Annotated in this window: 22 protein-coding genes and 1 pseudogene; 11 read left to right on the forward strand and 12 right to left on the reverse strand. The window is 66.3% G+C overall.

The window, feature by feature from the left end; all coding sequences use genetic code 11:
• Nucleotides 1-67 precede the first annotated feature (67 nt).
• From ABD050_RS23425 to ABD050_RS23440, 4 genes and pseudogenes are all read right to left on the reverse strand, one after another.
• Nucleotides 68-490, reverse strand: a pseudogene (locus tag ABD050_RS23425) (NADP-dependent malic enzyme); the annotation flags it as partial.
• 200 nt (nt 491-690) lie between these two features.
• Entirely contained in the window at nt 691-1,323 is a 633-nt protein-coding gene (locus ABD050_RS23430; protein WP_343891949.1) for a L,D-transpeptidase, read from the reverse strand.
• Nucleotides 1,324-1,607: 284 nt separating this feature from the next.
• Nucleotides 1,608-2,312: a glycine zipper 2TM domain-containing protein gene (locus ABD050_RS23435; RefSeq protein ID WP_343891950.1), complete on the reverse strand. Its 705-nt coding sequence runs from the start codon at nt 2,310-2,312 to the stop codon at nt 1,608-1,610.
• Nucleotides 2,313-2,429: 117 nt separating this feature from the next.
• On the reverse strand, nt 2,430-3,800 hold the full coding sequence (locus tag ABD050_RS23440) for a glycoside hydrolase domain-containing protein (protein ID WP_343891951.1): 1,371 nt from the start codon (nt 3,798-3,800) through the stop codon (nt 2,430-2,432).
• A 409-nt stretch (nt 3,801-4,209) separates the two neighbouring features.
• Here ABD050_RS23440 and mutS point away from each other — a divergent pair, with 409 nt between their 5' ends.
• The 3 genes from mutS to ABD050_RS23455 all read left to right on the forward strand — a co-directional run bounded on the left by mutS (nt 4,210) and on the right by ABD050_RS23455 (nt 10,270).
• On the forward strand, nt 4,210-6,789 hold the full coding sequence (gene mutS, locus ABD050_RS23445) for a DNA mismatch repair protein MutS (RefSeq protein ID WP_343891971.1): 2,580 nt from the start codon (nt 4,210-4,212) through the stop codon (nt 6,787-6,789).
• 327 nt (nt 6,790-7,116) lie between these two features.
• Nucleotides 7,117-9,864 (forward strand): [protein-PII] uridylyltransferase, encoded by a 2,748-nt coding sequence (locus ABD050_RS23450; protein ID WP_343891952.1) that lies wholly within the window; start codon nt 7,117-7,119, stop codon nt 9,862-9,864.
• 16 nt (nt 9,865-9,880) lie between these two features.
• Nucleotides 9,881-10,270 (forward strand): VOC family protein, encoded by a 390-nt coding sequence (locus tag ABD050_RS23455; RefSeq protein ID WP_343891953.1) that lies wholly within the window; start codon nt 9,881-9,883, stop codon nt 10,268-10,270.
• Nucleotides 10,271-10,295: 25 nt separating this feature from the next.
• Here ABD050_RS23455 and infC read toward each other — a convergent pair whose 3' ends face one another.
• From infC to ABD050_RS23480, 5 genes are all read right to left on the reverse strand, one after another.
• The gene (gene infC, locus ABD050_RS23460) at nt 10,296-10,832 is read right to left on the reverse strand and encodes a translation initiation factor IF-3 (protein WP_343891954.1); all 537 of its coding nucleotides are present in this window, start codon (nt 10,830-10,832) and stop codon (nt 10,296-10,298) included.
• 131 nt (nt 10,833-10,963) lie between these two features.
• Nucleotides 10,964-12,943 (reverse strand): threonine--tRNA ligase, encoded by a 1,980-nt coding sequence (thrS, locus tag ABD050_RS23465; RefSeq protein ID WP_343891955.1) that lies wholly within the window; start codon nt 12,941-12,943, stop codon nt 10,964-10,966.
• 112 nt (nt 12,944-13,055) lie between these two features.
• Complete coding sequence (locus ABD050_RS23470) at nt 13,056-13,898, reverse strand: class III extradiol dioxygenase family protein (protein WP_343891956.1); 843 nt, start codon at nt 13,896-13,898, stop codon at nt 13,056-13,058.
• Nucleotides 13,895-14,287, reverse strand: a complete 393-nt coding sequence (locus ABD050_RS23475; protein WP_343891957.1) for a protocatechuate 4,5-dioxygenase subunit alpha — start codon at nt 14,285-14,287, stop codon at nt 13,895-13,897. The genes ABD050_RS23470 and ABD050_RS23475 overlap by 4 nt, the downstream gene beginning before the upstream one ends.
• 109 nt (nt 14,288-14,396) lie before the next feature.
• On the reverse strand, nt 14,397-15,236 hold the full coding sequence (locus ABD050_RS23480; RefSeq protein WP_343891958.1) for an LD-carboxypeptidase: 840 nt from the start codon (nt 15,234-15,236) through the stop codon (nt 14,397-14,399).
• Nucleotides 15,237-15,294: 58 nt separating this feature from the next.
• On the opposite strand from ABD050_RS23480, the gene ABD050_RS23485 reads away from it, so the two are divergent.
• Nucleotides 15,295-16,716, forward strand: coding sequence for a glutamate ligase domain-containing protein (locus ABD050_RS23485; RefSeq protein WP_343891959.1), 1,422 nt, complete (start codon nt 15,295-15,297; stop codon nt 16,714-16,716).
• 35 nt (nt 16,717-16,751) lie between these two features.
• On the forward strand, nt 16,752-17,006 hold the full coding sequence (locus ABD050_RS23490) for a DUF6356 family protein (RefSeq protein ID WP_343891960.1): 255 nt from the start codon (nt 16,752-16,754) through the stop codon (nt 17,004-17,006).
• Between the two features lie 387 nt (nt 17,007-17,393).
• On the opposite strand, the gene ABD050_RS23495 is transcribed toward ABD050_RS23490, so the two are convergent.
• Complete coding sequence (locus tag ABD050_RS23495; RefSeq protein WP_343891961.1) at nt 17,394-18,104, reverse strand: hypothetical protein; 711 nt, start codon at nt 18,102-18,104, stop codon at nt 17,394-17,396.
• 101 nt (nt 18,105-18,205) lie between these two features.
• Nucleotides 18,206-18,508, reverse strand: coding sequence for a hypothetical protein (locus ABD050_RS23500; protein WP_343891962.1), 303 nt, complete (start codon nt 18,506-18,508; stop codon nt 18,206-18,208).
• A gap of 202 nt (nt 18,509-18,710) precedes the next feature.
• Here ABD050_RS23500 and ABD050_RS23505 point away from each other — a divergent pair, with 202 nt between their 5' ends.
• From ABD050_RS23505 to ABD050_RS23525, 5 genes are read left to right on the forward strand one after another with little or no spacing between them, the layout of a single operon-like run.
• Nucleotides 18,711-19,049, forward strand: a complete 339-nt coding sequence (locus tag ABD050_RS23505) for an ArsR/SmtB family transcription factor (RefSeq protein ID WP_343891963.1) — start codon at nt 18,711-18,713, stop codon at nt 19,047-19,049.
• 1 nt (nt 19,050) lies between these two features.
• Complete coding sequence (locus ABD050_RS23510) at nt 19,051-19,524, forward strand: SRPBCC family protein (protein ID WP_343891964.1); 474 nt, start codon at nt 19,051-19,053, stop codon at nt 19,522-19,524.
• A 60-nt stretch (nt 19,525-19,584) separates the two neighbouring features.
• Nucleotides 19,585-19,809: a hypothetical protein gene (locus ABD050_RS23515; RefSeq protein WP_343891965.1), complete on the forward strand. Its 225-nt coding sequence runs from the start codon at nt 19,585-19,587 to the stop codon at nt 19,807-19,809.
• Between the two features lie 32 nt (nt 19,810-19,841).
• Entirely contained in the window at nt 19,842-20,567 is a 726-nt protein-coding gene (locus tag ABD050_RS23520) for a response regulator (protein WP_343891966.1), read from the forward strand.
• A 38-nt stretch (nt 20,568-20,605) separates the two neighbouring features.
• Entirely contained in the window at nt 20,606-21,877 is a 1,272-nt protein-coding gene (locus ABD050_RS23525; protein ID WP_343891968.1) for an ATP-binding protein, read from the forward strand.
• A 120-nt stretch (nt 21,878-21,997) separates the two neighbouring features.
• On the opposite strand, the gene ABD050_RS23530 is transcribed toward ABD050_RS23525, so the two are convergent.
• On the reverse strand, nt 21,998-22,321 hold the full coding sequence (locus tag ABD050_RS23530) for a hypothetical protein (protein WP_343891969.1): 324 nt from the start codon (nt 22,319-22,321) through the stop codon (nt 21,998-22,000).
• A 223-nt stretch (nt 22,322-22,544) separates the two neighbouring features.
• Between ABD050_RS23530 and ABD050_RS23535 the strand changes: the two genes are divergently transcribed.
• Nucleotides 22,545-23,043, forward strand: a 499-nt coding sequence (locus ABD050_RS23535) for a POTRA domain-containing protein (protein ID WP_343891970.1), incomplete at its 3' end; no start/stop codon positions are given.

A 23,043-nucleotide genomic window follows, 5' to 3' on the forward strand; every position in this document is an offset into this window, starting at 1 on the left:
GTCCCAACTCTTCCCAGTCTCGTCAAACTCGCATCAGCCTGACGCCCGAGAATCTGCCCCAGTTACCCTCGAGATTGATGCCGCCGAAGCTCGGCTCCATCAGCTCGATCGCATCGATCAGCCGGTCGACATCCTCGGTCTTCAGCTCGATGTCGATCGCATCGACATCGGCGAAGCGCTTGAACAGCACTGCCTTGCCTTCCATCACTGGCTTCGACGCAAGCGCGCCGAGATTGCCCATGCCGAGGATGGCGGTGCCGTTCGAGATCACCGCGACCAGATTGCCCTTGGCGGTGTAATCATAGGCGGTTGCGGGATCCTCGTAGATCGCGCGCACTGGAACGGCGACGCCGGGCGAATAGGCAAGCGCGAGGTCGCGCTGAGTCGCCATCGGCTTGGAGGCGATGATCTCGATCTTGCCCGGCCGGCCTTCCGAGTGGAACAACAGCGCTTCGCGCTCGGAAAACTGAACGTTCGATTCGTCGGCCATGCATCTCTCGCTTTCGTCGTCGCCTTCACGCGGGCGCGAATCCTATAGGATCACCGCCTCTAGAGGCAAGGTGACGCTACGTCACCCCGGACTCGTTCCGGGGACATCCCACCACCCATTCAGGTTTGCGGCTCTTGCGGCATGGGGGGTTCGGGGACAAGCCAAAACCCGGGCATTCAGGGGAAGAAACCTGTGTTCCGCTAGGCGCCCCGCGCTGCGGCGGCGCCCCTCGGAGCCGGCCCGGCCACAGGCATATGGAATTCCTCGCGCACTGAGCGCGTCTCGGGCAGGATATAAACGATCCCGTCGGTCCCCGCGAAGGTCGGCCGGATAAAGCCGTCGTAAAAGGCCTCGGAGACGTTGACGCAACCGTGCGAGATCCGCCGGTCGGGCATCGCATCGCTCTTCAGTCGCGCCAGCCGGTCGCGCGTCGTCAGGCCCGGTTTCACATCAGTCGCCCGGTGCAGCGAAATCGCCGCAGCATAGTCGATCCAGAGGATATCCCGCCCGGCCAGGTTCGTCCCGCGCGCAGCAACGAACCGGCCGGCCGGGGTGATCCGCTCAGCCGGTGTGATCGAAGAGAGCTTGCGATCGCCGATACCCGGCGGCGAATCGTCGCCCCGCGCAAGGCCGAGCAATACCGGTGCCGCGGCCCGGACCCTCCCGCGCGGCTCGAACAGGAACAGCCGCGCGCCCACCTTGTCGACGATCAGGAAGGGCAGGCCGCGATTGTCGCCCGATGCGACCACCCAGTCAGCCACCGCACGCGCATCCGGTGACGGTGCCTCGCCCGAGAAATCCGCCCGCGCGTGCAGCTCCATCATTGAATCCATAGGCTTGGCGGCCCGGGCGATCTGCGGTCCAGTAAGAAACGCGAGTATAGCGACAGGAAGGCAAAGCAACGAATCTGGTAAATGCATTCCTAATCTTACGGGGTCATGTCGGGCCGCGTTATCATTAAGATATGGTTACCAACGCCCGCCCCGAAATGGAACGACTCCCCGATCTGTTCATCACGAATCGCTGTCGCTTCGCTCAGGCTCCTGCGACGGGCATGCAAAGGCCCCGCCGACCAGGGTCGACGGGGCCATGCTCAGCCCGGAGGCCGTAGCGGAGTTCAGCGGCAGCGCACGTCGCTGTTGCCCTGGTCGATCGCCTTGCCGGCCAGCGCGCCGAGCACACCGCCGATCAACGTGCCGGCAACCCGGTTGTGCCCGCCATCGATGACGTTGCCGACCACGCCGCCGCCGATCGCGCCGATCACCAGCCCGGTCGTGCCGTCATTGCGCTTGCAATAATAGCGCCCGTCCGAGCCGCGATAGACCTCGTCCTGCGCCGACAGGTGACGCTCCTGATAGCGGGGATCGTCGCGATAGTAGCGCGCCGCGTCATAATCGGTTGCGAAGCGGCGATCGTCATTGCCGGCGACGGCTGGGCCGCCATAGCCCGGCCGGTCGTCTCTCCGCGCCCACCGGATCTGCCGGCTGACATCGTCGAGTCGCCGGTTGATCATGTCGCGCCGCTCGGATGTCATCCGGCCGCGCATGCGCATCAGGTCGTTGCGGATGCTGCGCAGCTGATATTGCACGCGCCGCGCCTCGCGGCGATCAATGCTGCCGTCAGCCGTGCCGCGATTGATGCGCTGCTGGAGGAAGGCAATTCGCTCGCGTGGCGAATCCGGCGCGCCGCGCCAGAAATCGTCATGGTTCCAGCCCGAGCTGGTGCTGGCGCCGTCACGCCAATCCTGCCCGCGTTGCGCGGCAGCGGGGGCGCAACTCAGCAAGGCGACGGCTGCGGCGCCGCATAAAATGTTGATCTTCATGGGAATTCTCTCCTGGTATTCCGGTATCGTCTCAAACACGATCCTCGGCCCAACGCCTCGCGAACGATTTAGTGCCGTCACGGACCGGAATGACCGGCGGCATGGGCGCCCTCGCCCCTATAGCGCCCGGAGAAAATACTCGGTCGGCGTCTTGCCATGGCCGGTCGCGAACCGGACATGCGGCGCATCGGTGGTGCGCTGATTATCGGCGATCATCATCTCGTCCGGCCCCGAAGTGCTGACGACCAGATAGATATGATCGGCACCGGCCGGGGTCGGGTCATTGTCGAAACAGACGCCGACATCGCCGCTGATCTGCTTGCCGATGGCGATCCGCGTCCAGCCGCGATCCGCCAGGACATGCGCCAGCTTGCCGGCGCCCCAGGTCATCGCGACATCGATTCCGGCCTGCTGGAGCAAGGCGCTCAGATGCGCCGCACAACCATTGGTCGGATAGCCGGGCAAAGCCGCCTTGGCGGTCTGCCGCGCTGCCTTCAGCCCGGCGGCCGAGCTGCCCTGCCGGATCAGCTCGGGCACATGCACCGCGTCGGCGATCGCATGCACCGCGGCCGCTGACGGAGCGGGGCCGGCTCCGCCCGGACCCGGCGACACATCCTCGAGAAACGCACCGCTGACAAAGCCGTCGGCGACCCCGTCGCCTTCGAGATCGACCGCCGTCCAGTTGCCCACGCTCTTGAGCGGATGGACCAGCGTGCCGAAGGGCAGCAGCTTCGCGACGTTGAACTCGGTCCCCGGCCCGGCGCGCAGCCTCAGGCCGCTGCGCGCATTCACCCGCATCGGCGCCGCGGCGGACGCGCCCGCTCCGCTCGCCGGTCCGGCCGGCACCGCTGCGGGATGCAGCGCGAAGTCGCCGATATCCTGGTCTTCGCCGGCGGTATCCGGGTCGCACTCGACCCCGGCGACGGTAGCGACCGCTCCCTGGTTCAACGCCCAGCGGTTGGAACTCAGGAAAGCGGCGTGACCGGCCCAGCCGGTCGACTGGGCCAGCCAGGCCCGCGCCGCGAGGCCGGCATCGAGCACCGCCTTGCAGGTTGCCCCGCTGCCATAGACGCCGACGATATAATCGGGTTCACCGGTCGCAACCGCGAAGGCGTCCGCGACGCCCTGGAAATAGGGCAGCACCCGGTCGCGGATCTCCGCCGGGCTCGCGTCGAAATCCACCCCGAAATAGATCGCCGACCCGGCCGGCTGGCCGATCGTCACGGCGCCATAGGTCCGGGCATATTGCGCATCGGCGACTCCGGTCGGCCGGTCGAAATTGCTCGCCGTGTCGCCGTGCCGTCCTTCATGCACGATCCCGAGCCGCAGGCCGGCGGCGGCGAGTTGTTCGGCCTCGGCAAGGCTCAGCCGCTTCGAGGGGCGGATCGTGTCGCGCGAATAATAGCGGATGACCGTCCTGACCCCGCCCGCGAACAAAGCCGCAGCCTTGCTGCCGCAGGTGCTCGAGACGTCGATGATCGATGCCATGGCGAATGCTCCCGGTTGCCGCGACGAGGACCATCATATCGATGCGGGACGGCACCTAGGGCAGAGATTGCACCGATCCGGTGGCAAGTCCGATCGGGTCGCGCCACACACGGAACCATCCGCAAATGGCGGTTTGCGACCAGACAGGTTTTTTGCCGAGAACAGGAGCAGCCAGGATCTTCGCCGCTCTCGCAAGTGGATCGCATCGATACTCGAATACTCGGCGATCTGGCGCAAACCCGCGCAATTTCCGAAGCAGTTGCTGTGCGACTACCGTCCCGTCGCCCCCTCACGATGGCCGATCCGCAACACCCCGCCGCATCTTGCGGCCGCACGCGCCACCTCCCCGATGACGAGGCCGAAATTTCCCGCTACCTCCCGCACGATGCATGCCCCCGCTCCCACCCCGATGATGGCGCAATATCTCGCGCTCAAGGCGGAAGCCGATGATTGCCTGCTCTTCTACCGGATGGGCGATTTCTTCGAGATGTTCTTCGACGATGCGAAGATCGCCGCCGCCTGCCTCGATATCGCGCTCACTGCGCGCGGCGAGCATGAGGGCAGCGCCATTCCGATGTGCGGCGTCCCCGTCCATGCTGCCGAAGGCTATCTCGCCCGGCTGATCAAGGCAGGCCACCGGGTCGCCATCGCCGAGCAGACTGAAAGCCCGGCCGCGGCCAAGGCGCGGATGGGCTCCAAGGCGCTGGTTTCCCGCGCGATCATCCGGGTGGTGACGGCTGGCACGCTCACCGAGGAGGCATTGCTCGACGCCCGCACCGCCAACTGGTGCGTCGCGATCGGCGAAGTCGGCGGCGGCATCGCCATCGCCGCCGCCGATGTCTCGACCGGCCGCTTCGAACTGATCGAGACCAGCGAGGCCGGGCTGACGGCCGAGCTCGCCCGCCTCGCCCCGGCCGAGACCATCGCCTCGGAAGCCACCGCGTTCGGGGAGACAGCGACCACGCTGCGTCCTCGCACCGAATTCGACAGCGCCGCCGGCGAGGCGCGGCTGAAAGCATTGTTCGGCGTCGCGACGCTCGACGGCTTCGGCCAGTTCAGCCGCGCCGGCCTTGCCGCTGCGGGCGGGCTGGTCGCCTATCTCGACCACACAGCCCGCGGTGCGCTCCCCTTCCTGCGCCCGCCGCGCCTGCTCCAGACCGCGCAGCACATGGCGATCGACGCCGCCACTCGCGACAGCCTCGAACTGACCTGCACCGCCACCGGCCAGCGCAAAGGCAGCCTGCTCGATGCCATCGACCGCACCGTCACCGGCGCGGGCGCCCGGGCGCTCGCCGCCGATGTCGGCGCGCCTTTGCTCGACCGCGCGCGGATCGAGGCCAGGCTCGACCTCGTTCAGCTGCTCGCCGAGGATTCGGGGCTGCGCGAGTCCCTCCGCGCCACGCTCCGCAGCCTTCCCGATATTGGCCGCGCGATCGGCCGCCTCGCCGCCGGGCGCGGCTCCCCGCGCGATCTCGGCCAGCTCCGCGACGGCCTCGACGGCGCGTGGAAGCTCGGCGAAAAGCTCGATCACGTCGCCGAACCTCCCGCCCTGCTTGCCGAGCTCGCGCCCCAGTTGCGCGGCCATGGCGGGCTGATCGACCTGCTCACGCGCGCGCTCGTCCCCTCACCGCCGATCGACGCCTCGGATGGCGGCTATATCGCAGAAGGCTATGACGCGGCGCTTGACGACCTGCGCGATGCCGGCGCCGGGGGCAGGCGGGCGATCGCCGCGCTCGAGGCCGAGTTCCGCGCCCAGACTGGCGTCTCGGCGCTCAAGATCCGCCACAATGGCGTGCTCGGCTATCATATCGAAGTCCCGGCCCGCTTCGCCGACGGCCTGATGAAGGCGGAAAGCGGCTTCACGCATCGCCAGACGCTTGCCGGCGTCGTCCGCTTCAACGCCCCCGCGCTCCACGAGGTCGCGCTGAAGGTCACCCAGGCGGGCGCCCATGCGCTCGCCGCCGAGGCAGCGCATCTCGAAGACCTGACCGCGGCCGCGCTCGATCGCCGCGAGAGCGTAGCCGCCACCGCCGACGCACTTGCGCGGCTCGACGTCGCCGCCGGCCTCGCCGAGCGCGCCGTGGAAGGCGGCTGGACCCGCCCCGCGCTGGTCGAGCATAGCTGTTTCGAGATCGAGGGCGGCCGCCACCCGGTCGTCGAGAATGCGCTGGCGGCCCGTGGCGAGCGCTTCGTCGCCAATGACTGCATGCTGTCGGAGGATTCGCGGCTCTGGCTGGTCACCGGACCGAACATGGGCGGCAAATCGACCTTCCTGCGCCAGAATGCGCTGATCGCGGTGCTCGCCCAGGCCGGCTCCTATGTGCCCGCGACGTCAGCGACGCTCGGACTGGTCGACAGGCTGTTCAGCCGGGTCGGCGCCTCGGACAATCTCGCGCGCGGCCGCTCCACCTTCATGGTCGAGATGGTCGAGACGGCGGCGATCCTCGCCCAGGCGACCCCGAAGAGCTTCGTCATCCTCGACGAAGTCGGTCGCGGGACGAGCACCTATGACGGCCTCGCCATTGCCTGGGCGGTGGTCGAGGCGATCCATGAGGATAATCGCTGCCGCTGCCTGTTCGCGACTCATTATCACGAACTGACCCGGCTCGCCGAACGCTGCGATGCGCTCACCCTCCACCATGTCCGCGCCCGCGAATGGAAAGGCGAGCTGGTCCTGCTTCATGAGGTCAGCGAGGGCCCGGCCGACCGCAGCTACGGCCTCGCCGTCGCGCGGCTAGCGGGCCTGCCGCCCATCACGATTGCACGGGCCAAGGCAGTGCTTGCCAAGCTCGAGGCCGGCCGCGCCAAGACCGGCGGACTTGCGGCAGGGCTGGACGATCTGCCCCTGTTCGCGGCCATGGCGGCCGAGGTGGAGGAAGAAGTCGATTCGCTCCGGGCTGAAGTCGAGAAGATCGACGTCGACGCCCTCACCCCGCGCGAGGCGCTCGAGATACTGTACCGGCTCAAGGCACTGGCGAAAGAGTCGTGAGCGACTCGCACCTTGCCCGAGACGATATCGCGGGTCGGTGCGCCGATCGCCGCCGCTTCCTCCGTTTCGCCCTTAGCCTCGGCGTCCGCCTCGAGCGCCGCACCCCAGCGCGCGAAGGCATCGGGGCCGCGCCAATGGAACGGCGCAACCTCATCGATGATCGAGACCCGCGCCGACATCCCATCGCGGCGAGAATGAAGCCGAGTATCGTCGTAGCGATCCCCTTCATCGGAAAATCCCCCCAAAAAACCTTATCGAGACAGACATGAATAGCCGATTCTGCCGAAGGAAGGTGACGCTACCTCCGCCAGCGACTATCTCCGGCTGATGCCCAGCCGCTTCGACACCCTGCCCCACCGCCGCGCGATCATCGATCGCCGTGTGCTCGCCGATGCGCTGATGGCGATCGAGGGCGACGACCGGATCGCGCTCCGCCGTGACGCCACCGCCATGCTTCGCACTGCGCTCGAGGCCGGACGCGCCGAGATCGCCAGACGGCTGATCGAGCATCCCTCGCGCGGGCTCGAGGCAGCGGCGGCCCAGGCCTTTCTTACCGACCAGCTGCTCCGCCTGCTCTACGACTTCACCACAAAACGCCTCTACCGCAGCAGCAACCCGACCGCCGCGGAGCGGATCACCCTGATCGCCGTCGGCGGCTATGGCCGCGGCGAGATGGCGCCCTTTTCGGATATCGACATCGGCTTCCTCACGCCCTGGAAGCAGACTGGCTGGGCCGAGCAGATCATCGAGACGATGCTCTATGCGCTCTGGGACCTCGGGCTCAAGGTCGGCCATTCGAGCCGGTCGGTCGACGAGATGGTCCGCCAGGCGAAGAGCGACGTGACGATCCGCACCGCCCTGCTCGAGGCGCGCTATGTGTGGGGCGACCAGGCGCTCTACGACGAGGCGGCAGCGCGTTTCCGTGCCGATGTCCAGGCCGGCACCGCGCGCCAGTTCATCGCCGACAAGCTGATCGAGCGTGATTTGCGCCACAAGAAGATGGGCGACACCCGCTACGTCGTCGAGCCGAACGTCAAGGAAGCGAAAGGCGGCCTGCGCGATCTCCATACGCTCTTCTGGATCGGCAAGTACGCCTACAACGTTACCGAGCCGGCCGAGCTGGTCGAGGTCGGCTTGCTCAGCCGTGCCGAATATCGTCAGTTCCACCGCGCCGAGAATTTCCTCTGGGCGGTGCGCTGCCATCTCCACAGTCTCGCCGGCCGGGCCGAGGATCGTCTGACCTTCGACCTGCAGCGCGAGATCGCCGAGCGGATGCGCTTCGCCGACCGGCCGGGCAAGTCGAGCGTCGAGCGCTTCATGCAATATTATTTCCTGCAGGCGAAAACGGTCGGCGACCTCACCGGCGTCTTCCTCGCCCATCTCGACGAGAAATTCGCCGCGCGCGGCCGGCGCTTCGGCTTCCCTTCGCTGACCCGCTCGCCGGGCAAGCTCAACGGCTTCACCCTGGTGCGTGGGCGTCTCTCGCTGCCGAGCGACGACTTCCTCCAGAAAAACCCGGTGCGGCTGATCGAGATGTTCGCGCTGGCCGACAAGCACGGGCTCGAAATCCATCCGGTGGCGATGCGCGCCGCGGCGCGCGACGCCAAGCTCGCCGACGATATTCGCCGCAATCCCCAAGCGAATGCGCTGTTCCTCGATGTGCTGACCTCGCACCGCGATCCCGAAACGGTGTTGCGCTGGATGAACGAAGCCGGCGTCTTCGGCCGCTTCGTGCCCGATTTCGGCCGGGTCGTGGCGCAGATGCAGTTCGACATGTATCATCACTACACCGTCGACGAGCACACCATCCGCGCGATCGGCCTGCTCGCGAAGATCGAGCGCGGCGAATTGAACGAGGATCATCCGCTCTCGGCCGCGATCATGAAGCAGATCGTCTCGCGGCGGGTGCTGTATGTCGCGGTGCTGCTCCACGACATCGCCAAGGGCCGTGGCGGCGACCATTCGCAGCTCGGCGCCGAGGTCGCGAACCGGCTCGGCCCGCGCTTCGGCCTCACCCCCGCCGAGACCGAGACGGTCGCCTGGCTGGTGCGCTGGCATCTGCTGATGTCGGCGACCGCGTTCAAGCGCGACCTGTCCGACTTCAAGACGATCCTCGATTTCTGCGAGATCGTGCAAAGCCCCGAGCGCCTGCGCCTGTTGCTGGCGTTGACCGTCGTCGACATACGCGCGGTCGGCCCGGGGGTGTGGAACGGCTGGAAGCGCCAGCTCCTGTCGGACCTCTATGAATCAGCGGAAGAAGTGCTCCGCCTCGGCCACAAGCAGAAGGGCCGCAGCGAGCGCATCGCCGCAAAGCAGCAGGCGCTCCGTACGGTGCTGGGCTGGGACGAGGCCCGGTTCGCCGCGCTGGTGAAGCGCCTGCCCGAACCCTATTGGGTGGCGGAGCCAGAGGATGTGCTGGAGCGCAACGCCAGGTTGATCGAGGAATCGGGCGATTCCCAGCTCTCGATCGCGGCGCAGGTCTATCCAGAGCGCGGCGCGACGCTCGTCACCGTCTATGCCGCCGATCATCCCGGCCTGTTCTACCGGATCGCCGGCGCCATCAGCGTCGCTGGCGGCAACATCATCGATGCGCGGATCCACACCACGCGCGACGGCATGGCGCTCGACAATTTCCTCGTCCAGGATCCGGTCGGCCGGCCCTTCGACGACAGCACGCAACTCGCCCGGCTGAAAGGAGCGATCGAGGATGCGCTCGCCAACCGCAACAAGCTGGCCGACCGGCTATCCGCCAAGCCACTGCCCCGCGCCCGCGCTGAGGCTTTCGACATCGCGCCCAATGTGCTGATCGACAACCGGGCGTCGAACCGCTTCACGGTGATCGAGGTGAATGCGCGCGACCGCCCCGCGCTGCTCCACCAGCTCGCGCACGGCCTGTTCCAGTCGAAGGTGACGATTCATTCGGCGCATGTCGCCACCTATGGCGAGCGCGCGGTCGACACTTTCTACCTGACCGACCTGACCGGGGACAAGATTTCGGGCGCGACACGGCTCAAGGCAATCGAGCGGCGCCTGCTCGAGGCGGCCGCCGGTACGCCGATGAAGGAAGCGGCCTGAACTGAGGAGAAAAACAATGCCGGTATTGGGAATTGGCGGCCTGTTCTTTCGCGCGAAGGATCCCGATGCGCTCAACGCCTGGTACCGCGAGCATCTGAACGTGGGGGCCGGCTGCGTCGCGACGGTCGACGCCGCGCCCGATGAATGGTCCTGGCTGACCGAGGGAGGGCCGGTGGTGTTCGCGCCGTTCAAGGCGAGCACCGATTATTTCGCCCCCGACAAGCAATGGATGCTCAATCTGCGCGTCAGCGATCTCGATTCGCTGCTCGAACAGCTCAACGCATCAGGCATCGAGATCATCACCAAGCCTGAATGGAACGACCCGGCCGTCGGACAGTTCGCGCGAATCCACGATCCCGAAGGCAATGCGATCGAGCTGTGGGAACCGCCGGCCGCCTCTGGCTGACCGGTCGCCCTGGCACTTGGGCCGGTTATTTCGGCGCGAGCACCATCAGCATCTGGCGGCCTTCCATGCGCGGATAGGCTTCCACCTTGGCGGTCTCGACGACATCGGCCTGGACGCGCTGGAGCAGCGCCATGCCGAGCTGGCCATGGCTGAGCTCGCGGCCGCGGAAGCGCAGGGTGATCTTCACCTTGTCGCCCTCGTCGATGAACTCGAGCACCTTCTTCATCTTGGTGTCGTAATCATGGTCGTCGATGTTCGGACGCATCTTGATCTCCTTGATCTCCTGCGTCTTCTGGCTCTTGCGCGCCAGGTTGGCCTTTTTCTGGGCCTCGTACTTGAACTTGCCGACATCGAGGAACTTGGCGACGGGCGGATCTGCGTTGGGCGACACTTCGACAAGGTCGAGCCCGACGCTCTGTGCCTGCTCCATCGCTTCGCGGGTGTACATGACACCGAGGTTCTCGCCGTCCTGATCGATCACGCGGACCTTGGGCGAGACAATGAATTCGTTGAAGCGTGGGCCGTTCATCGGCACGGGCGCCCCTTGGGGACGCCGGATCATGGGAGGACGGATAGGTATTGCTCCTTGGAGGTTAGGCAGGGGGATATAGTGAATTTTGGCGGCCAGCGAAAGGTCCCGCTTTGTCAACCGTCCTTATTGCCACCCTCGCGCGGGCGAGGATGGCAAAAAGGTCACAGGTCGGGCGGCGTCGCGCCCTTTTTCAGCATCGCGATCGCTTCGTCGAGGCCAAGCACCTGCTGGCGCTCGCTGCCGAGCTGGCGCAGTGCCACCGTCCCCTCCTCGGCCTCGCGCTTGCCAACGACGAGCAGGTTAGGGACCTTGGCGAGCGAATGCTCGCGCACCTTGTAGTTGATTTTCTCGTTGCGAAGATCGGTCTCGACCCTGAGGCCAGCCGCCGCCAGCTTCGCCGCGACGTCGCCGGCATAATCGTCGGCGTCCGATACGATCGTCGCGACAACCGCCTGCACCGGCGCCAGCCAGAGCGGGAAGCGGCCGGCGTGATGCTCGATCAGGATGCCGAGGAAGCGCTCGAACGTGCCGAGGATCGCACGGTGGAGCATCACCGGCCGATGCCGCTCGCCATCGGCGCCGACATAGGAAGCGTCGAGCCGGTCGGGCAGCACCGTATCGGCCTGGATCGTGCCGCACTGCCAGGTCCGGCCGATCGCGTCGGTCAGGTGGAATTCGAGCTTGGGCGCGTAGAAGGCGCCTTCGCCCGGCAGCTCCTCCCAGCCGAATTCGGGCGTGTCGCGGCCCGCGGCCCGCACTGCGTCGCGCAGTTCCTGCTCGGCCATGTCCCACATATCGTCGCTCCCGAAGCGCTGGTCGGGGCGAAGCGCGAGCTTGATCGAATAGGTCTCGAAGCCCAGGTCCTTGTAGATGCCGTCGAGCAGGTCGCAGAACATGCGCACCTCCTCGATCACCTGGTCGGCGCGGCAGAAAATATGCGCATCGTCCTGGGTGAACTGGCGGACGCGCATGATGCCGTGCAGCGCGCCGTGCGGCTCGTTGCGATGGCAGCAGCCGAACTCGGCCATGCGGATCGGCAGGTCGCGGTACGACTTGATCCCCTGGCGGAAGATCAGGATGTGCGCCGGGCAGTTCATCGGCTTCAGCGCCATCAGATCGGCCTTGCCCGACAGCACCGGTGCATTGTCGTCAGCGTTGGGCACCTCGTCGGGCACCGCGAACATGTTCTCGCGATACTTGCCCCAATGGCCCGACGCCTCCCATTGGCGCACGTCCATCAGCTGCGGCGTCTTGACCTCGCGGTAGCCGGCGGCGTCGAGCTTGCGGCGCATATAGGCCTCGAGCTGGCGCCACATGATATAGCCCTTGGGGTGCCAGAATACTGAGCCCTGCGCCTCGCTCTGGAGGTGGAACAGGTCCATCTCCTGGCCGATCTTGCGATGATCGCGCTTGGCCGCCTCCTCGAGCCGGTGGAGATGCTCGTCGAGCTGCTTCTTGTTGAGCCAGCCGGTGCCGTAGATGCGGCTGAGCATCGCGTTGTTCTGGTCGCCGCGCCAATAGGCGCCCGACACCCGCGTCAGCTTGAACGCCTGGGGATCGAGCTTGCCGGTCGAGGCGAGGTGTGGCCCGCGGCACATGTCGAGCCAGGTGCCGGCGCGATAGACCGTCAGCTCCTCGCCCTCGGGAAGCTCGGCAGCCCATTCGGCCTTGAAGGTCTCGCCCTGCTTCTTCCACAGCGCGATCAGGTCGTCGCGCTGCCAGACCTCGCGGACCAGCGGCTCGTTGCGGGCAATGACCTCGCGCATCGCCTGCTCGATCGCCGGCAGGTCCTCGTCGGTAAAGGGCCGGTCCTTCGGGGCGAAGTCGTAATAGAAGCCGTCATCGGTCGAGGGGCCGAAGGTGATCTGGGTGCCCGGAAACAGGTTCTGCACCGCTTCCGCCAGCACATGCGCATAATCATGCCGCGCGAGCTCGAGCGCATCGGCCTCGTCCTTCGCGGTTACCAGGGCAAGGTGCGCATCGCCCTCGAACGGGCGCATCACGTCGCGCAGCTCGCCATCCACGCGCGCGGCGATCGCCGCCTTCGCAAGGCCCGGACCAATCGCCGCGGCAATGTCCGCCGGGGTAGTCCCCGGGGCTACCTCACGGACGGAACCGTCGGGCAGCGTAATTCGGAACATCTCGGACACGGGATTGGACTTTCTGTGCGGTTGGAGTGCGCGGGCTTATGCACGCGGGCCCCATATAGGCAAGCCGCAGCGTGATCGTAGTCCTGCCGGCGACCCCTCGCATCTACACCGGTTCGAGGATCACCGTTGCGGCGGCGGTGTTGCTGATCGGGACGTGGTAGTTGCGGCTCGCCTCATGGAGCGCGAGATCGCCGAGCGCGCCGCGTGCGGCGATCCAGTTGAGGATCTCGACCCCCTGCGTGCCGCCTTTCGCGACGATCTGGCGGATGCTGTCGCGGGTCAGTGCATCCGGGTCGGCGGCGAGATGGTCGAGGCAGAACCGGTCATAATCCGGGTTGATGAAGCCGGCGCGCTGGCCGTCGAGTTGATGCGACAGCCCTCCGGTGCCGATCACGACGATCCGCTCCTTGCCCGGCCAGCTCCGGATGGCGCGGTTGACCGCCCGCCCCAGCGCCAGGCAACGCCTGGCCGATGGCAGCGGATGCTGGACCGTGTTGATGGCGATCGGCACGATGCCGACCGGCCACGCGTCGCAGTCGGGCCAGGCCAGTTCGAACGGAATCGAGAGCGCGTGATCGACCAGCATTTCCTGGCACATCGTCACGTCGAACTCCTGCTCGACCAGCGATTCGATGATGTGCCAGCTCAGCTCGGGCGCACCGCGGAACGGCTTGTAGACCGGCAGGCCCCAGCCCTCGTCGGCGTTGCGATATTCAGCCGCCGCGCCGACCGCGAAGGTCGGCATCTTGTCGAGGAAGAAGTTCAGGCCGTGGTCGTTGTAGAAGACAACTGCGATCTCCGGCCGCTTGCGCGCAAGCCAGTCGCGCACTGCGGGAAAACCGTCGAAAAAGGGCTTCCAATAGGGGTCCTGCTCGTCGCCGCGAACGATCGCGCCGCCGATCGAGGGGACGTGACTGGTGAAATAGCCGCCCAGGACTTCGCTCATTGCACCGCCTCCGTCATCCCGGCTCGCCCGGCATCCGCCTGCCCGAGCAGCATCGCCTTGAATTCAGGCACGCTCATGCCCGTCTGCGCCGCGCCCACGTCCTGCACGTTCAGACCCCAGATGCCAGCCAACTTGGCGAGGTAATAGATGTTGCCGCCCGCCGCGAGGAGACCGAGCACGTCCTTCCCGGCGACCGCCCGTCGCTGCTCGGGGTTCAGCTTGAATCGATCGCAATAAGCCGCCTCGTCGCGGCGAAAAGCGTCGCGGTTGGCGGCCTCGTTGAAGCTGAAGCACATGGCGTTCAACGCGTAGCCCCGTTGCGCCATGCTGCCGTCGAAGATGGTCGTGCCGGCAATCTCCTCGCAGGCCGGTCGCGCTGTTTCCTGCATCATATGTTCCCGCCTCCTGATTGCGCGAAGCATCTGCCGGGCGGGACGCGCCATCATTGACGAAAATCAAATGCGCGTATCGAGCGGCTCGCAAGGCCCGATCGGGAAATCAGGGACGCGCCGCCGCCCCCTGGAGGCGTCCGAACGGCACGACCTTGTTGTCGGCATCATGGCCGATATCCGCCAGGCCGAGGAAGGGCACGCCCATCTCGCGGCACCAGCGCTCGATCATCTGCGGCGCGTCCTCGGCGAAGGGCGGATCATTGGGGATGACGTCGTGAACCCGGCCGAGGCGGATTCCGGCGACCCCCGCGAGCTGGGTGGCATGGGCCATCTGGAACAGCATCCGATCAATCCGGTAGAGCGGCTCCGAGACTTCCTCGATCATCAGCACATGGCCCCTGAGGTCGGGCAGCCAGGGCGTGCCGATCAGCGCGGTCAGGATGGCGAGGTTGAAGGCGACCACAGGCTCCTCCCCGACGCTCGGCTCGAGCGCCGACGGATTGCGGCGGGCCAGCCAATCGAGCGTGCGCGCGATCGCAGCGTCGCCGCCGGCCCGGTTGATCTCGCCGACCAGAGGCGCATGGACCGGGTGTCCGATCCGCTTCGCGTAGAGCGCGCCGAGCAGGAAGCCGGTGTCCGAATAGCCGCAATAGCTTTTCGCCGATGCGGCCGGCGCGAGCTTCGCCATGACCGCGTGCAGGATGCGGTTGGCGCCGTAGCCGCCCCGCGCGAACCACAGCGCGTCGAAGGCGGGATCATTGGCGAACTCCAGGAATGCCGCCGCGCGGACATCGTCGGGCCCGGCGAAATGGCCGCCATCGCTCAGGAAACATTGCGGGTGGAAGACGAGGTCGACCGTCGGAAAGGTGATCGCCGCGAAGGCTGCCGCGCGCGCCGCGGTGCCCTGGTCGATCGGCCTTGCCGGGGCGACGATACCGATCCTCATCAACGTCGCTCCCGCACCAGCTTGCCCCATGCCTGAAATCCCGCGATAGCCCGCAGCCATGCAAGACGGCAAATCCTACTTCTTCGTCGGGATCGGCGGCAGCGGCATGATGCCGCTGGCGATGATCCTTGCCGGCAGGGGCGCGACGGTCGCCGGATCCGACCGGACGCTCGACCAGGCGCGGCTCCCCGCCAAGTTCGACGACCTGCGCGCCAAGGGTGTCGCGCTGTTCCCGCAGGACGGCAGCGGAATCGTCTCGGCTGACCAGATCGTCGTCGCTTCAGCGGCCGTCGAGGCGACGGTGGCCGATATCGTGGCGGCCGATGCGGTGGGCGCCAGGCGGATGAGCCGGGCCGAGCTGCTCGCCGGCCAGTTCAACGCAAGCGCGCTGCCGATCGGCATTGCCGGCACCTCGGGCAAATCGACGGTCACGGGCATGGTCGGCTGGATTCTCCATGCCACCGGCCGCGATCCGACGGTGATGAACGGCGCGGTGATGAAGAACTTCGTCGCGGAGGATGCGCCGTTCGCCAGCGCGCTGGTCGGCGGCGGCGAGGCCTTCGTCAGCGAGGTCGACGAGAGTGACGGCTCGATCGCGCTCTACTGGCCGAAGGTGGCCGTGCTCAACAATGTGAGCCTCGACCACAAGTCGCTGGACGAATTGCGCAGCCTGTTCGGCACCTTCATCGCCAGGGCGGGGACGGCGGTGATCAACATGGACAATGGCGACGGCGCCGCGCTGGCGATGACGCTGCCGCGGGACCGCCGCCTGACCTTCTCGATCGGCGGCGAGGCCGACCTCGTCGCGATCGATCTGGTCGAGCGTCCGTTCGGGGTCGATTTCAGCCTGTCCGAAGGGGGTGCCGCTCCGGTTCCGGTATCGCTCAGGGTGCCCGGACGCCACAATGTCTCGAACGCGCTCGCCGCGATCGGCGCCGCGCGCGCGGCGGGCGTGCCCCTCGACGAGGCGGTGGGGGCGATCGGCGGCTTCACAGGCCTTCGGCGCCGGATGGAGCTGGTCGGCGAGGCGGAGGGCGTCGCGGTGATCGACGATTTCGGGCACAACCCCGACAAGATCGCCGCCACGCTCGACACGCTTCACGCCTTTCCCGGGCGGCTTCTGGTCCTGTTCCAGCCGCATGGCTATGGCCCGCTCAAGGTGATGCGCAGCGAGCTCGTCGCGACGCTGGCGACCAAGCTCGGACCCGACGACCTGCTCGTGCTGCCCGATCCGGTGTATATGGGCGGGACAGTCGCGCGCGAGGTGACGAGCGCTGACATCGTCGCCGATGTCGCCGCGACCGGGCGGACCGCACTCCATATCCCGGCGCGCGACGCAGCGGCGGCGCATCTCGCGGCGGAGGCGCGGCCCGGCGACCGGATCGTCGTGATGGGCGCGCGCGACGATACGCTCAGTCAGCTCGCCGCTGATATGCTGACGCAGATCGCGAACAAGGCTGGCAACGCAGCACAGGCGTGATATCGCAGCTGCTCCGCCGAATGATGAGGCCTGTCATGTTCCGTCGCCTGTTTCTCGATCACCCCGCCTCGGTCGGCGAGAGCTATGGCGAGCATTTCGGGGTCGCCTCGCGCTTCGGCGTGGCAATGATCGCCGGCGGCCTGGCAGGGATCGTCCACGCCTTCCTGCCCTTCGCGTTCAAGACCACGGGCAGCCGCACCGTGATCCGCCTGAACAAGCAGATCGTCGACAAGCGGGCGGCCGTGGCGGCGGATGAGCTGCAGAAGAAGACGGTCGAATATGTGATCTGACGGGCCGAGTCGCTGGTGGCGCGGCCGGCGTGGTTTCTCCCTGTTCCGAGCGGATAACAGGGAGAGAACAGCGAGGCCGATTTTTTTCTTCCTGCAATTAGCCGATCTGTTGGAAAATTGCCGTAATTATTCCTTTCAAATCAGTGATTTAATCACGATATCCCTGTTATTCGATAACAGGGAGGCTGCTCTCCCGAACAGGGAGGAACAGGGAGGCCTGCGCGCCCACCACCGCTGGCCGCCCGGAAAGCGAGCCGGATCAGTGCGGGAGTGCCGCGTCCGCCGCCACAATGGGGCGGCTTTATGCCAGGTTGAATCGATGATCATTTGGGAACGAGGCAGAGCCGACATGCTGCCTATTTACGCAGAATCCCGCCCATTGCCCGATCAGAGCGCGCCGTCGTTCGTGGCGGTCTGAGCAAGCAAGCTGGGGAAAACGACCTCGAGCGGCTTGGTGTCGGGCAGGACATAGACATATCCGCCCTTCTTCTGGAAAAGGGGACGCACACGCTTGCTGTAGAAGGCAGTGGGCACGTTGATGCACCCGAAGGTTATGCGGTTGTCATCCGGCGTAGGTGACAGCATCCGCTGGCGGCGATGCTCCTTCTTGCTGGCCCCCGGCGGAATCGGATGGAGCGCGACCGACGTGGCATAATCGACCCACAGCACTTTTTGCCGGCCCGCGGCCAGGCCATATTTCGCGAGGAAGCGCCCGGCAGGCGTCGTCTTCTCCGCAGGGCCGATCTCGGCGAGATTCTTGCTGCCGACCCCGGGGGTAGCGTCATCCCCCACGGCGACTCCGATCAAGACCGGAACCCTGCCGAGCGATTTCCCCTTTGCATCGAAGAGGAAAAGGGAAGCGGCCTGTTTGTCGATAATGATATAGGGCAGGGAATGATTGTCCCGTGTGGCAGCGATCCAATCGGCGACCCGCATGGTCGCCGGCGATGGGCTCGCCTCACCGTCGGCTGCCTTGTTGTCCGGCTTGTTGTCCGGCTGTGACGGCATTGATCCCGGGGACTGAGCGCTCTCCGTCGCCGGTGCGGACACAGGGACGGAGAGCGCAAGCCCGGCAAGCGCCAGAAAGACATTGATCATCGCTTGAGGCGCTCGACATGAAACGGTCGCCCCGAGATAGGGCCAATGCAGAAAATCACAACCAGATCGGCCTTTGGCCGATCAGCATCAGCCTTGCGGCATCAATTACGCGGTTTCTTCCGCTGACTCGCCTGCATCCGCTGCTCGATGCCATCTACCCGGGACGTGAGCTGATCGATTCGCTGCCCGTTATTCTGCGCCTGCCCGGATGCGGCCTGCGCCTGCGACAATGCCGATTTCGCGGTGGAGTCGGTCTCCGCCAATCTCGATTCGAGCGCGTCGACGCGCTGGCTCACCGGAGCGATCTGGTCTCTCACATATCCCTTGGTGGCGCAGCCACCCAGGCCCAGCGCGCCAACCAGGATCGCAACCGCAGGGGTTATTTTCATTACAGACGGCGACATCTCATTCTCCCAATGGTCAACGAGACTGTGCAATCCGGGCCGGGCGTCACGGTTCCAACGATTCCGTTCGGCTGTGCATCTGCTCCGGTGAGTCGAGGATCCCGGCCGATGTGCGAACGGATCCGCTCCTGCGATCCGCGCGAAAATGCCCCGCGAGACTTCGGGGCTTGCATAAATTATAGTCATTTAGCTATATAGCTAAATGGCTATCGAATCACCCCATCTCGACCGCACCTTTGCTGCCTTGAGCGACCCGACAAGGCGGGCGATCCTTTCTCGCCTCGCCTTGGGCGAAGCGACCGTATCCGAGTTGATGAAACCCTTTCCGTTCACCCAGCCGACCATTTCCCGTCACCTCAAGGTTCTCGAGGAAGCCGGGCTGATCGAGGGCGGGCGGGACGCGCAGCGGCGCCCGCGGCGGCTCAACGCACGAACGATGAAGGAGATGGCCGACTGGCTCGAGCCGTTCCGCCAGATGTGGGAGAGCCGGTTCGACAATCTCGACCGCCATCTCGCCGCGATCAATCAACAGGAGAAATAACATGCCAGCCCATCATGCCACAGCCTCCGGCTTCGACCTTGACCGTCCAGCCCGAACGATCCGGTTCGAGCGCGACTTCGCCGCCAGCCCGGCCCAGCTCTTCGCGGCATGGACCGAGCCCGAGCATGTCACGCAGTGGTGGGATGCCTCCGGCAAGCCGCTCGTCCGCTGCGAGATCGACCTGCGGGTCGGCGGCCATTTCAGCTATGTGGTGCAGGACCATCCCGAGATGCCGTTCGCTGGCGTCTACCGGGAGATCGTCCCCAACGAACGCCTGGTCTTCGACGCGCTCGGCGCGGTCGGGCGGGTCACCTTGCAGGGGCGCGACCATGGCACACACATGATCGTCGAGATCATCTGCGCCTCGGCCGAGCAGCTGGAGCAGTTCATCCAGATGGGCGTCCATATCGGGACGAGCGGCACGATGGACAATCTCGTGCGGCATCTCGACGAGCTCGTTGCGCCTCCTGTGTAAGTGACGTCATCCGGGTCGCAGAAATGTTGCCGAAACACGCGCGCGCGAAAGCGGACCTCCATGGAGGTTTTGACGATGCACGGTTTCGAGTCCATTTTTTTCTTTCTCAGCCGGCGTGCGCTGCAGGAGCAGGTTGCGGCGATCAATGCAGCGAGCGAAGCGGCTGAATCCGCGCATGCGCGGCTCTCGACCCTGCACGCCCAGGCGCTGAGAGCAGCTTTCGAGAGCGCTGCCGACTGGCCCTCGCCTGAGCAGGCGTCTCAATTGAACAGCGCCGTCGCATGATGCTACGCGGTGCACGCGTTGAGGAAGCCGTCATGACTGTCGAAGCCACCACCGGCAGGGAGCTGGCCGCCCATATCGTCGTGGTCGATGACGACCGCGATATCCGCCAGCTGCTGTCCGAAAGCCTGGCCGACCATGGCTACCAGGTCAGCATGGCCGCAAACACGCGCGAACTGGATCAGCTGATCCGCCTGGGTTCGGTCGATCTCGTCATCCTCGACATCATGATGCCGGGCGAAGGCGGCATCGACGCGTGCCGCCGGTTGCGGCGCAATGGCGGCCCGCCGGTCATTTTCCTCAGCGCGCTCGGTGAGGAAGTCGATCGCATCCTCGGGCTGGAAATTGGCGCCAGCCACTATCTTTCCAAACCATGCAGCGCGCGCGAGGTGCTGGCGACGGTCCGTGCCGCCCTGCGCACGCGCCAGGTCGGCACCGAGACCGCGGGACAGGTGTTGATGTTCGCCGGCTGGCGGATGAATCTGGACGCCTGGGAGCTGACTGACCCGGAGGGCGTCCTGATCGACCTGACCGACGGCGAGTTCGCCGTGCTGCGCTCGCTGGTCGAGCGGCCGAGGCGGGTCCTGTCGCGCGAGCAATTGCTCGCGGGCGCGCGCGGCCCGGATTCGGACGCTTTCGATCGTGCGATCGATGTCCAGATCAGCCGATTGCGCCGCAAGCTCAGGGCGCCGTCCGACGACATGATCCGGACAGTCCGTAACGAAGGATATATGTTCGTGCCGGCCGTAAGCCGGCGATGAGGCAAAGGGAGCGGCCGAACTGGGGGATGCTGACGCGCGTGCTCGCTGTCATGCTGGCCGGTGTGCTGGCCGTTCAACTGGTTACTTTCGCGCTGCTCCAGTTCGCGCCGCTGCCGCGCCCGCCGGTCTTTTCAGTCGCGCAGGTGGCGACCGTGCTTCGGACCGGCCGCGCCTCGAAGGACGAATTCCGCTTGCACCTGCCGTCAGTACCAGCGGCTACCGGGGCCGGCCGCGCCGCGGCGCTGGCGGCGTCGCTTGCGCGGGAGCTCGGCGTCGCGCCGGCGCGAATCAGGCTGACCCTCGACGATCCCCCGTTTTTCCGCGAAGGGCCGCGCGGACACCGCCCGGATCAGAACGGCATGCAGAATGCCAACAGGCTGCTGGTCGGTGACTTCACCGCGTCATTCCAGCGTCCCAACGGGCAGTGGCTGACGGCGCAGCCGGTCCGCAGCGGAATGGGCGCCTGGCGGACGCGCCTGCTGCTTTTCCTCCTGGCGGCTCTGGTGACCGTCACGCCGTTCGCCTGGCTGCTGGCGCGCTGGGTGACTCGCCCGGTCGCGCTTTTTGCCGATGCCGCCGAGCGCATCGGTCGCGATCCGCATACCGCGCCGCTCATCGTCGGCGGCCCTGCCGAGATTGCCCATGCCGCGCGCGCCATGAACGAGATGCAGCAACGCCTGAACCGCTATGTCGATGACCGGACGGTCATGGTCGGCGCGATCGCGCATGACCTCCGCACGCCGTTGATGCGCTTGTCGCTGCGCCTCGAGCGTGCGCCCGAGGCGATACGACAGGCGGTCGAGCGCGATATCCTCGACATGCAGGCAATGATCACCGCCGCGACTGATTATGTGCGCGGTGCGATCCAGACCGGCAACCGCCGCCGGCTCGACCTGCGCGCGCTGGCGGAGAGCGCTGTCGACGACCTGGCCGATCTCGGCCAGAAGGTCGCCCTGCTGCCCGGCGAGCGAGTCGTGATCGAGGGTGACCCGGTTTCGCTGCGGGCAGCGCTGGACAACCTCCTGACCAACGCAGTGCATTATGGCGGAGACGCCGAAGTATCGCTGACGCGCGCGGGAGGGCTGGCGGTGATCGAAGTGCGCGATCACGGGCCGGGCATGTCCGACGAGGAGATCGAGCGCGCCTTCGAGCCTTTCTCCCGAGGCGAGCAGTCGCGCAACCGGGAAACCGGCGGCATTGGACTGGGCCTCGCCAGCGTCCGTGCGGTCATTCGGTTGCATGGCGGTGAAGCGAGCTTGCGCAACCACGCCGAGGGCGGCCTTCTGGTACGCATCGCGCTGCCGCTTTGACCGGTGTGCCCTGGTGCCCGGCACGGGCGGTCTGATCGGTGGCCCCTGACGGGGCCACCGATCAGGATCACGGCACGAAGCGCCACCAATGCCGGGCCGCGAAAAGGACGATGCGCATCATCACTGGAAAGTCGCGCCACCGGCCAGCGCCCTGGACGGGCTGAGGCCCTGCTGCTCGAGGAAGTGGTTCATCCCGGCGACCAGCTCGAGCGCTGCGCCGGTGGTGAAGGCGATACGACCCACCACGACTCGTTCGAGCGTCGGTTGCGGACGACTATGATCGTGCCGCACGCTCTCGAGCGTCAGCACGATCACGCCGCCGAGGTTGGAGAGCCCGGAAAAGCCGGTGACGAAGATCTCGGGGGCGAAGGGGTTGTCGATATAGGGCGGCTGTTGCGGGACCGTCTGATCGGCGGCGGTCGGATTCTTGACAGTAAGGAACATCGGCAAGCCTTTCATACAAGCGCTCCGATCAGCGGCGCGCGACCCGGTGATGCACCGCGCGGATGTCTGCCGGATGTCCGGTGCAGCGTGATCACGACTGACATTGCGGCACGATTCTGCCGCGAGCCCGACTCTGTGGCGAGCCCGCCCCATTGGAGCCGTTTTTGCGAAATGCGCGAGACACATGCAGTGCCTAGCCCCGCCTCTCCCTGGAGATGCGATGATGTTAGTGGCGTTGGCCGTTGTTCCGATTGTTATCGCCGCCGCCGGCGCACCAGGCCAGGGAGCTGCCGCCAAGCCGGCGCAACAGGTTTCGCCCATTCCCCACACACAGGCCGGCAGGATCACGTCGCTTCGGGTGGAGGGATCGCAGCGCATCGAGCCCGAGACGGTGCTGTCCTATACCAAGCTGCGCACCGGCCAGGCCTTCACCAACGAGACGCTCGACCAGGCGATCAAGGATCTCTACGCGAGCGACCTGTTCGCCGATGTGACGATCAGCGGCGCGGAGACGGGCGATATCGTGCTGCGGATCCGGGAGAATCCGGTGATCAACCGGGTGCTCTACGAGGGCAACAAGCGGCTGAAGGAAGACAAGCTCAGGAAGGAAGTGAAGCTTGCGCCGCGGCAGATCTTCACCCGCACCGCGGTGCGCCAGGATGTGGCGCGGATCATCGAGCTGTATCGCCGCCAGGGCCGCTTCGCTGCGTCGGTGTCGCCGA

The sequence above is a fragment of the Sphingomonas oligophenolica genome, assembly GCF_039522915.1.
Lineage (GTDB): Bacteria > Pseudomonadota > Alphaproteobacteria > Sphingomonadales > Sphingomonadaceae > Sphingomonas > Sphingomonas oligophenolica.

Bases quoted from the DNA above. Each gene is read 5' to 3' on its own strand.
- ABD050_RS23515 (WP_343891965.1), top strand. From the start codon at position 19,585: ATGGAGGTTTTGACGATGCACGGTTTCGAGTCCATTTTTTTCTTTCTC.
- ABD050_RS23455 (WP_343891953.1), top strand. From the start codon at position 9,881: ATGCCGGTATTGGGAATTGGCGGCCTGTTCTTTCGCGCGAAGGATCCC.
- ABD050_RS23470 (WP_343891956.1), bottom strand. From the start codon at position 13,898: ATGAGCGAAGTCCTGGGCGGCTATTTCACCAGTCACGTCCCCTCGATC.
- ABD050_RS23530 (WP_343891969.1), bottom strand. From the start codon at position 22,321: ATGTTCCTTACTGTCAAGAATCCGACCGCCGCCGATCAGACGGTCCCG.
- ABD050_RS23495 (WP_343891961.1), bottom strand. From the start codon at position 18,104: ATGATCAATGTCTTTCTGGCGCTTGCCGGGCTTGCGCTCTCCGTCCCT.
- ABD050_RS23505 (WP_343891963.1), top strand. From the start codon at position 18,711: ATGGCTATCGAATCACCCCATCTCGACCGCACCTTTGCTGCCTTGAGC.
- ABD050_RS23440 (WP_343891951.1), bottom strand. From the start codon at position 3,800: ATGGCATCGATCATCGACGTCTCGAGCACCTGCGGCAGCAAGGCTGCG.
- mutS (WP_343891971.1), top strand. From the start codon at position 4,210: ATGATGGCGCAATATCTCGCGCTCAAGGCGGAAGCCGATGATTGCCTG.
- ABD050_RS23485 (WP_343891959.1), top strand. From the start codon at position 15,295: ATGCAAGACGGCAAATCCTACTTCTTCGTCGGGATCGGCGGCAGCGGC.
- ABD050_RS23480 (WP_343891958.1), bottom strand. From the start codon at position 15,236: ATGAGGATCGGTATCGTCGCCCCGGCAAGGCCGATCGACCAGGGCACC.
- ABD050_RS23500 (WP_343891962.1), bottom strand. From the start codon at position 18,508: ATGTCGCCGTCTGTAATGAAAATAACCCCTGCGGTTGCGATCCTGGTT.
- ABD050_RS23475 (WP_343891957.1), bottom strand. From the start codon at position 14,287: ATGCAGGAAACAGCGCGACCGGCCTGCGAGGAGATTGCCGGCACGACC.
- ABD050_RS23435 (WP_343891950.1), bottom strand. From the start codon at position 2,312: ATGAAGATCAACATTTTATGCGGCGCCGCAGCCGTCGCCTTGCTGAGT.
- ABD050_RS23510 (WP_343891964.1), top strand. From the start codon at position 19,051: ATGCCAGCCCATCATGCCACAGCCTCCGGCTTCGACCTTGACCGTCCA.
- infC (WP_343891954.1), bottom strand. From the start codon at position 10,832: ATGATCCGGCGTCCCCAAGGGGCGCCCGTGCCGATGAACGGCCCACGC.
- ABD050_RS23490 (WP_343891960.1), top strand. From the start codon at position 16,752: ATGTTCCGTCGCCTGTTTCTCGATCACCCCGCCTCGGTCGGCGAGAGC.
- ABD050_RS23520 (WP_343891966.1), top strand. From the start codon at position 19,842: ATGACTGTCGAAGCCACCACCGGCAGGGAGCTGGCCGCCCATATCGTC.
- ABD050_RS23430 (WP_343891949.1), bottom strand. From the start codon at position 1,323: ATGGATTCAATGATGGAGCTGCACGCGCGGGCGGATTTCTCGGGCGAG.
- ABD050_RS23450 (WP_343891952.1), top strand. From the start codon at position 7,117: ATGCCCAGCCGCTTCGACACCCTGCCCCACCGCCGCGCGATCATCGAT.
- thrS (WP_343891955.1), bottom strand. From the start codon at position 12,943: ATGTTCCGAATTACGCTGCCCGACGGTTCCGTCCGTGAGGTAGCCCCG.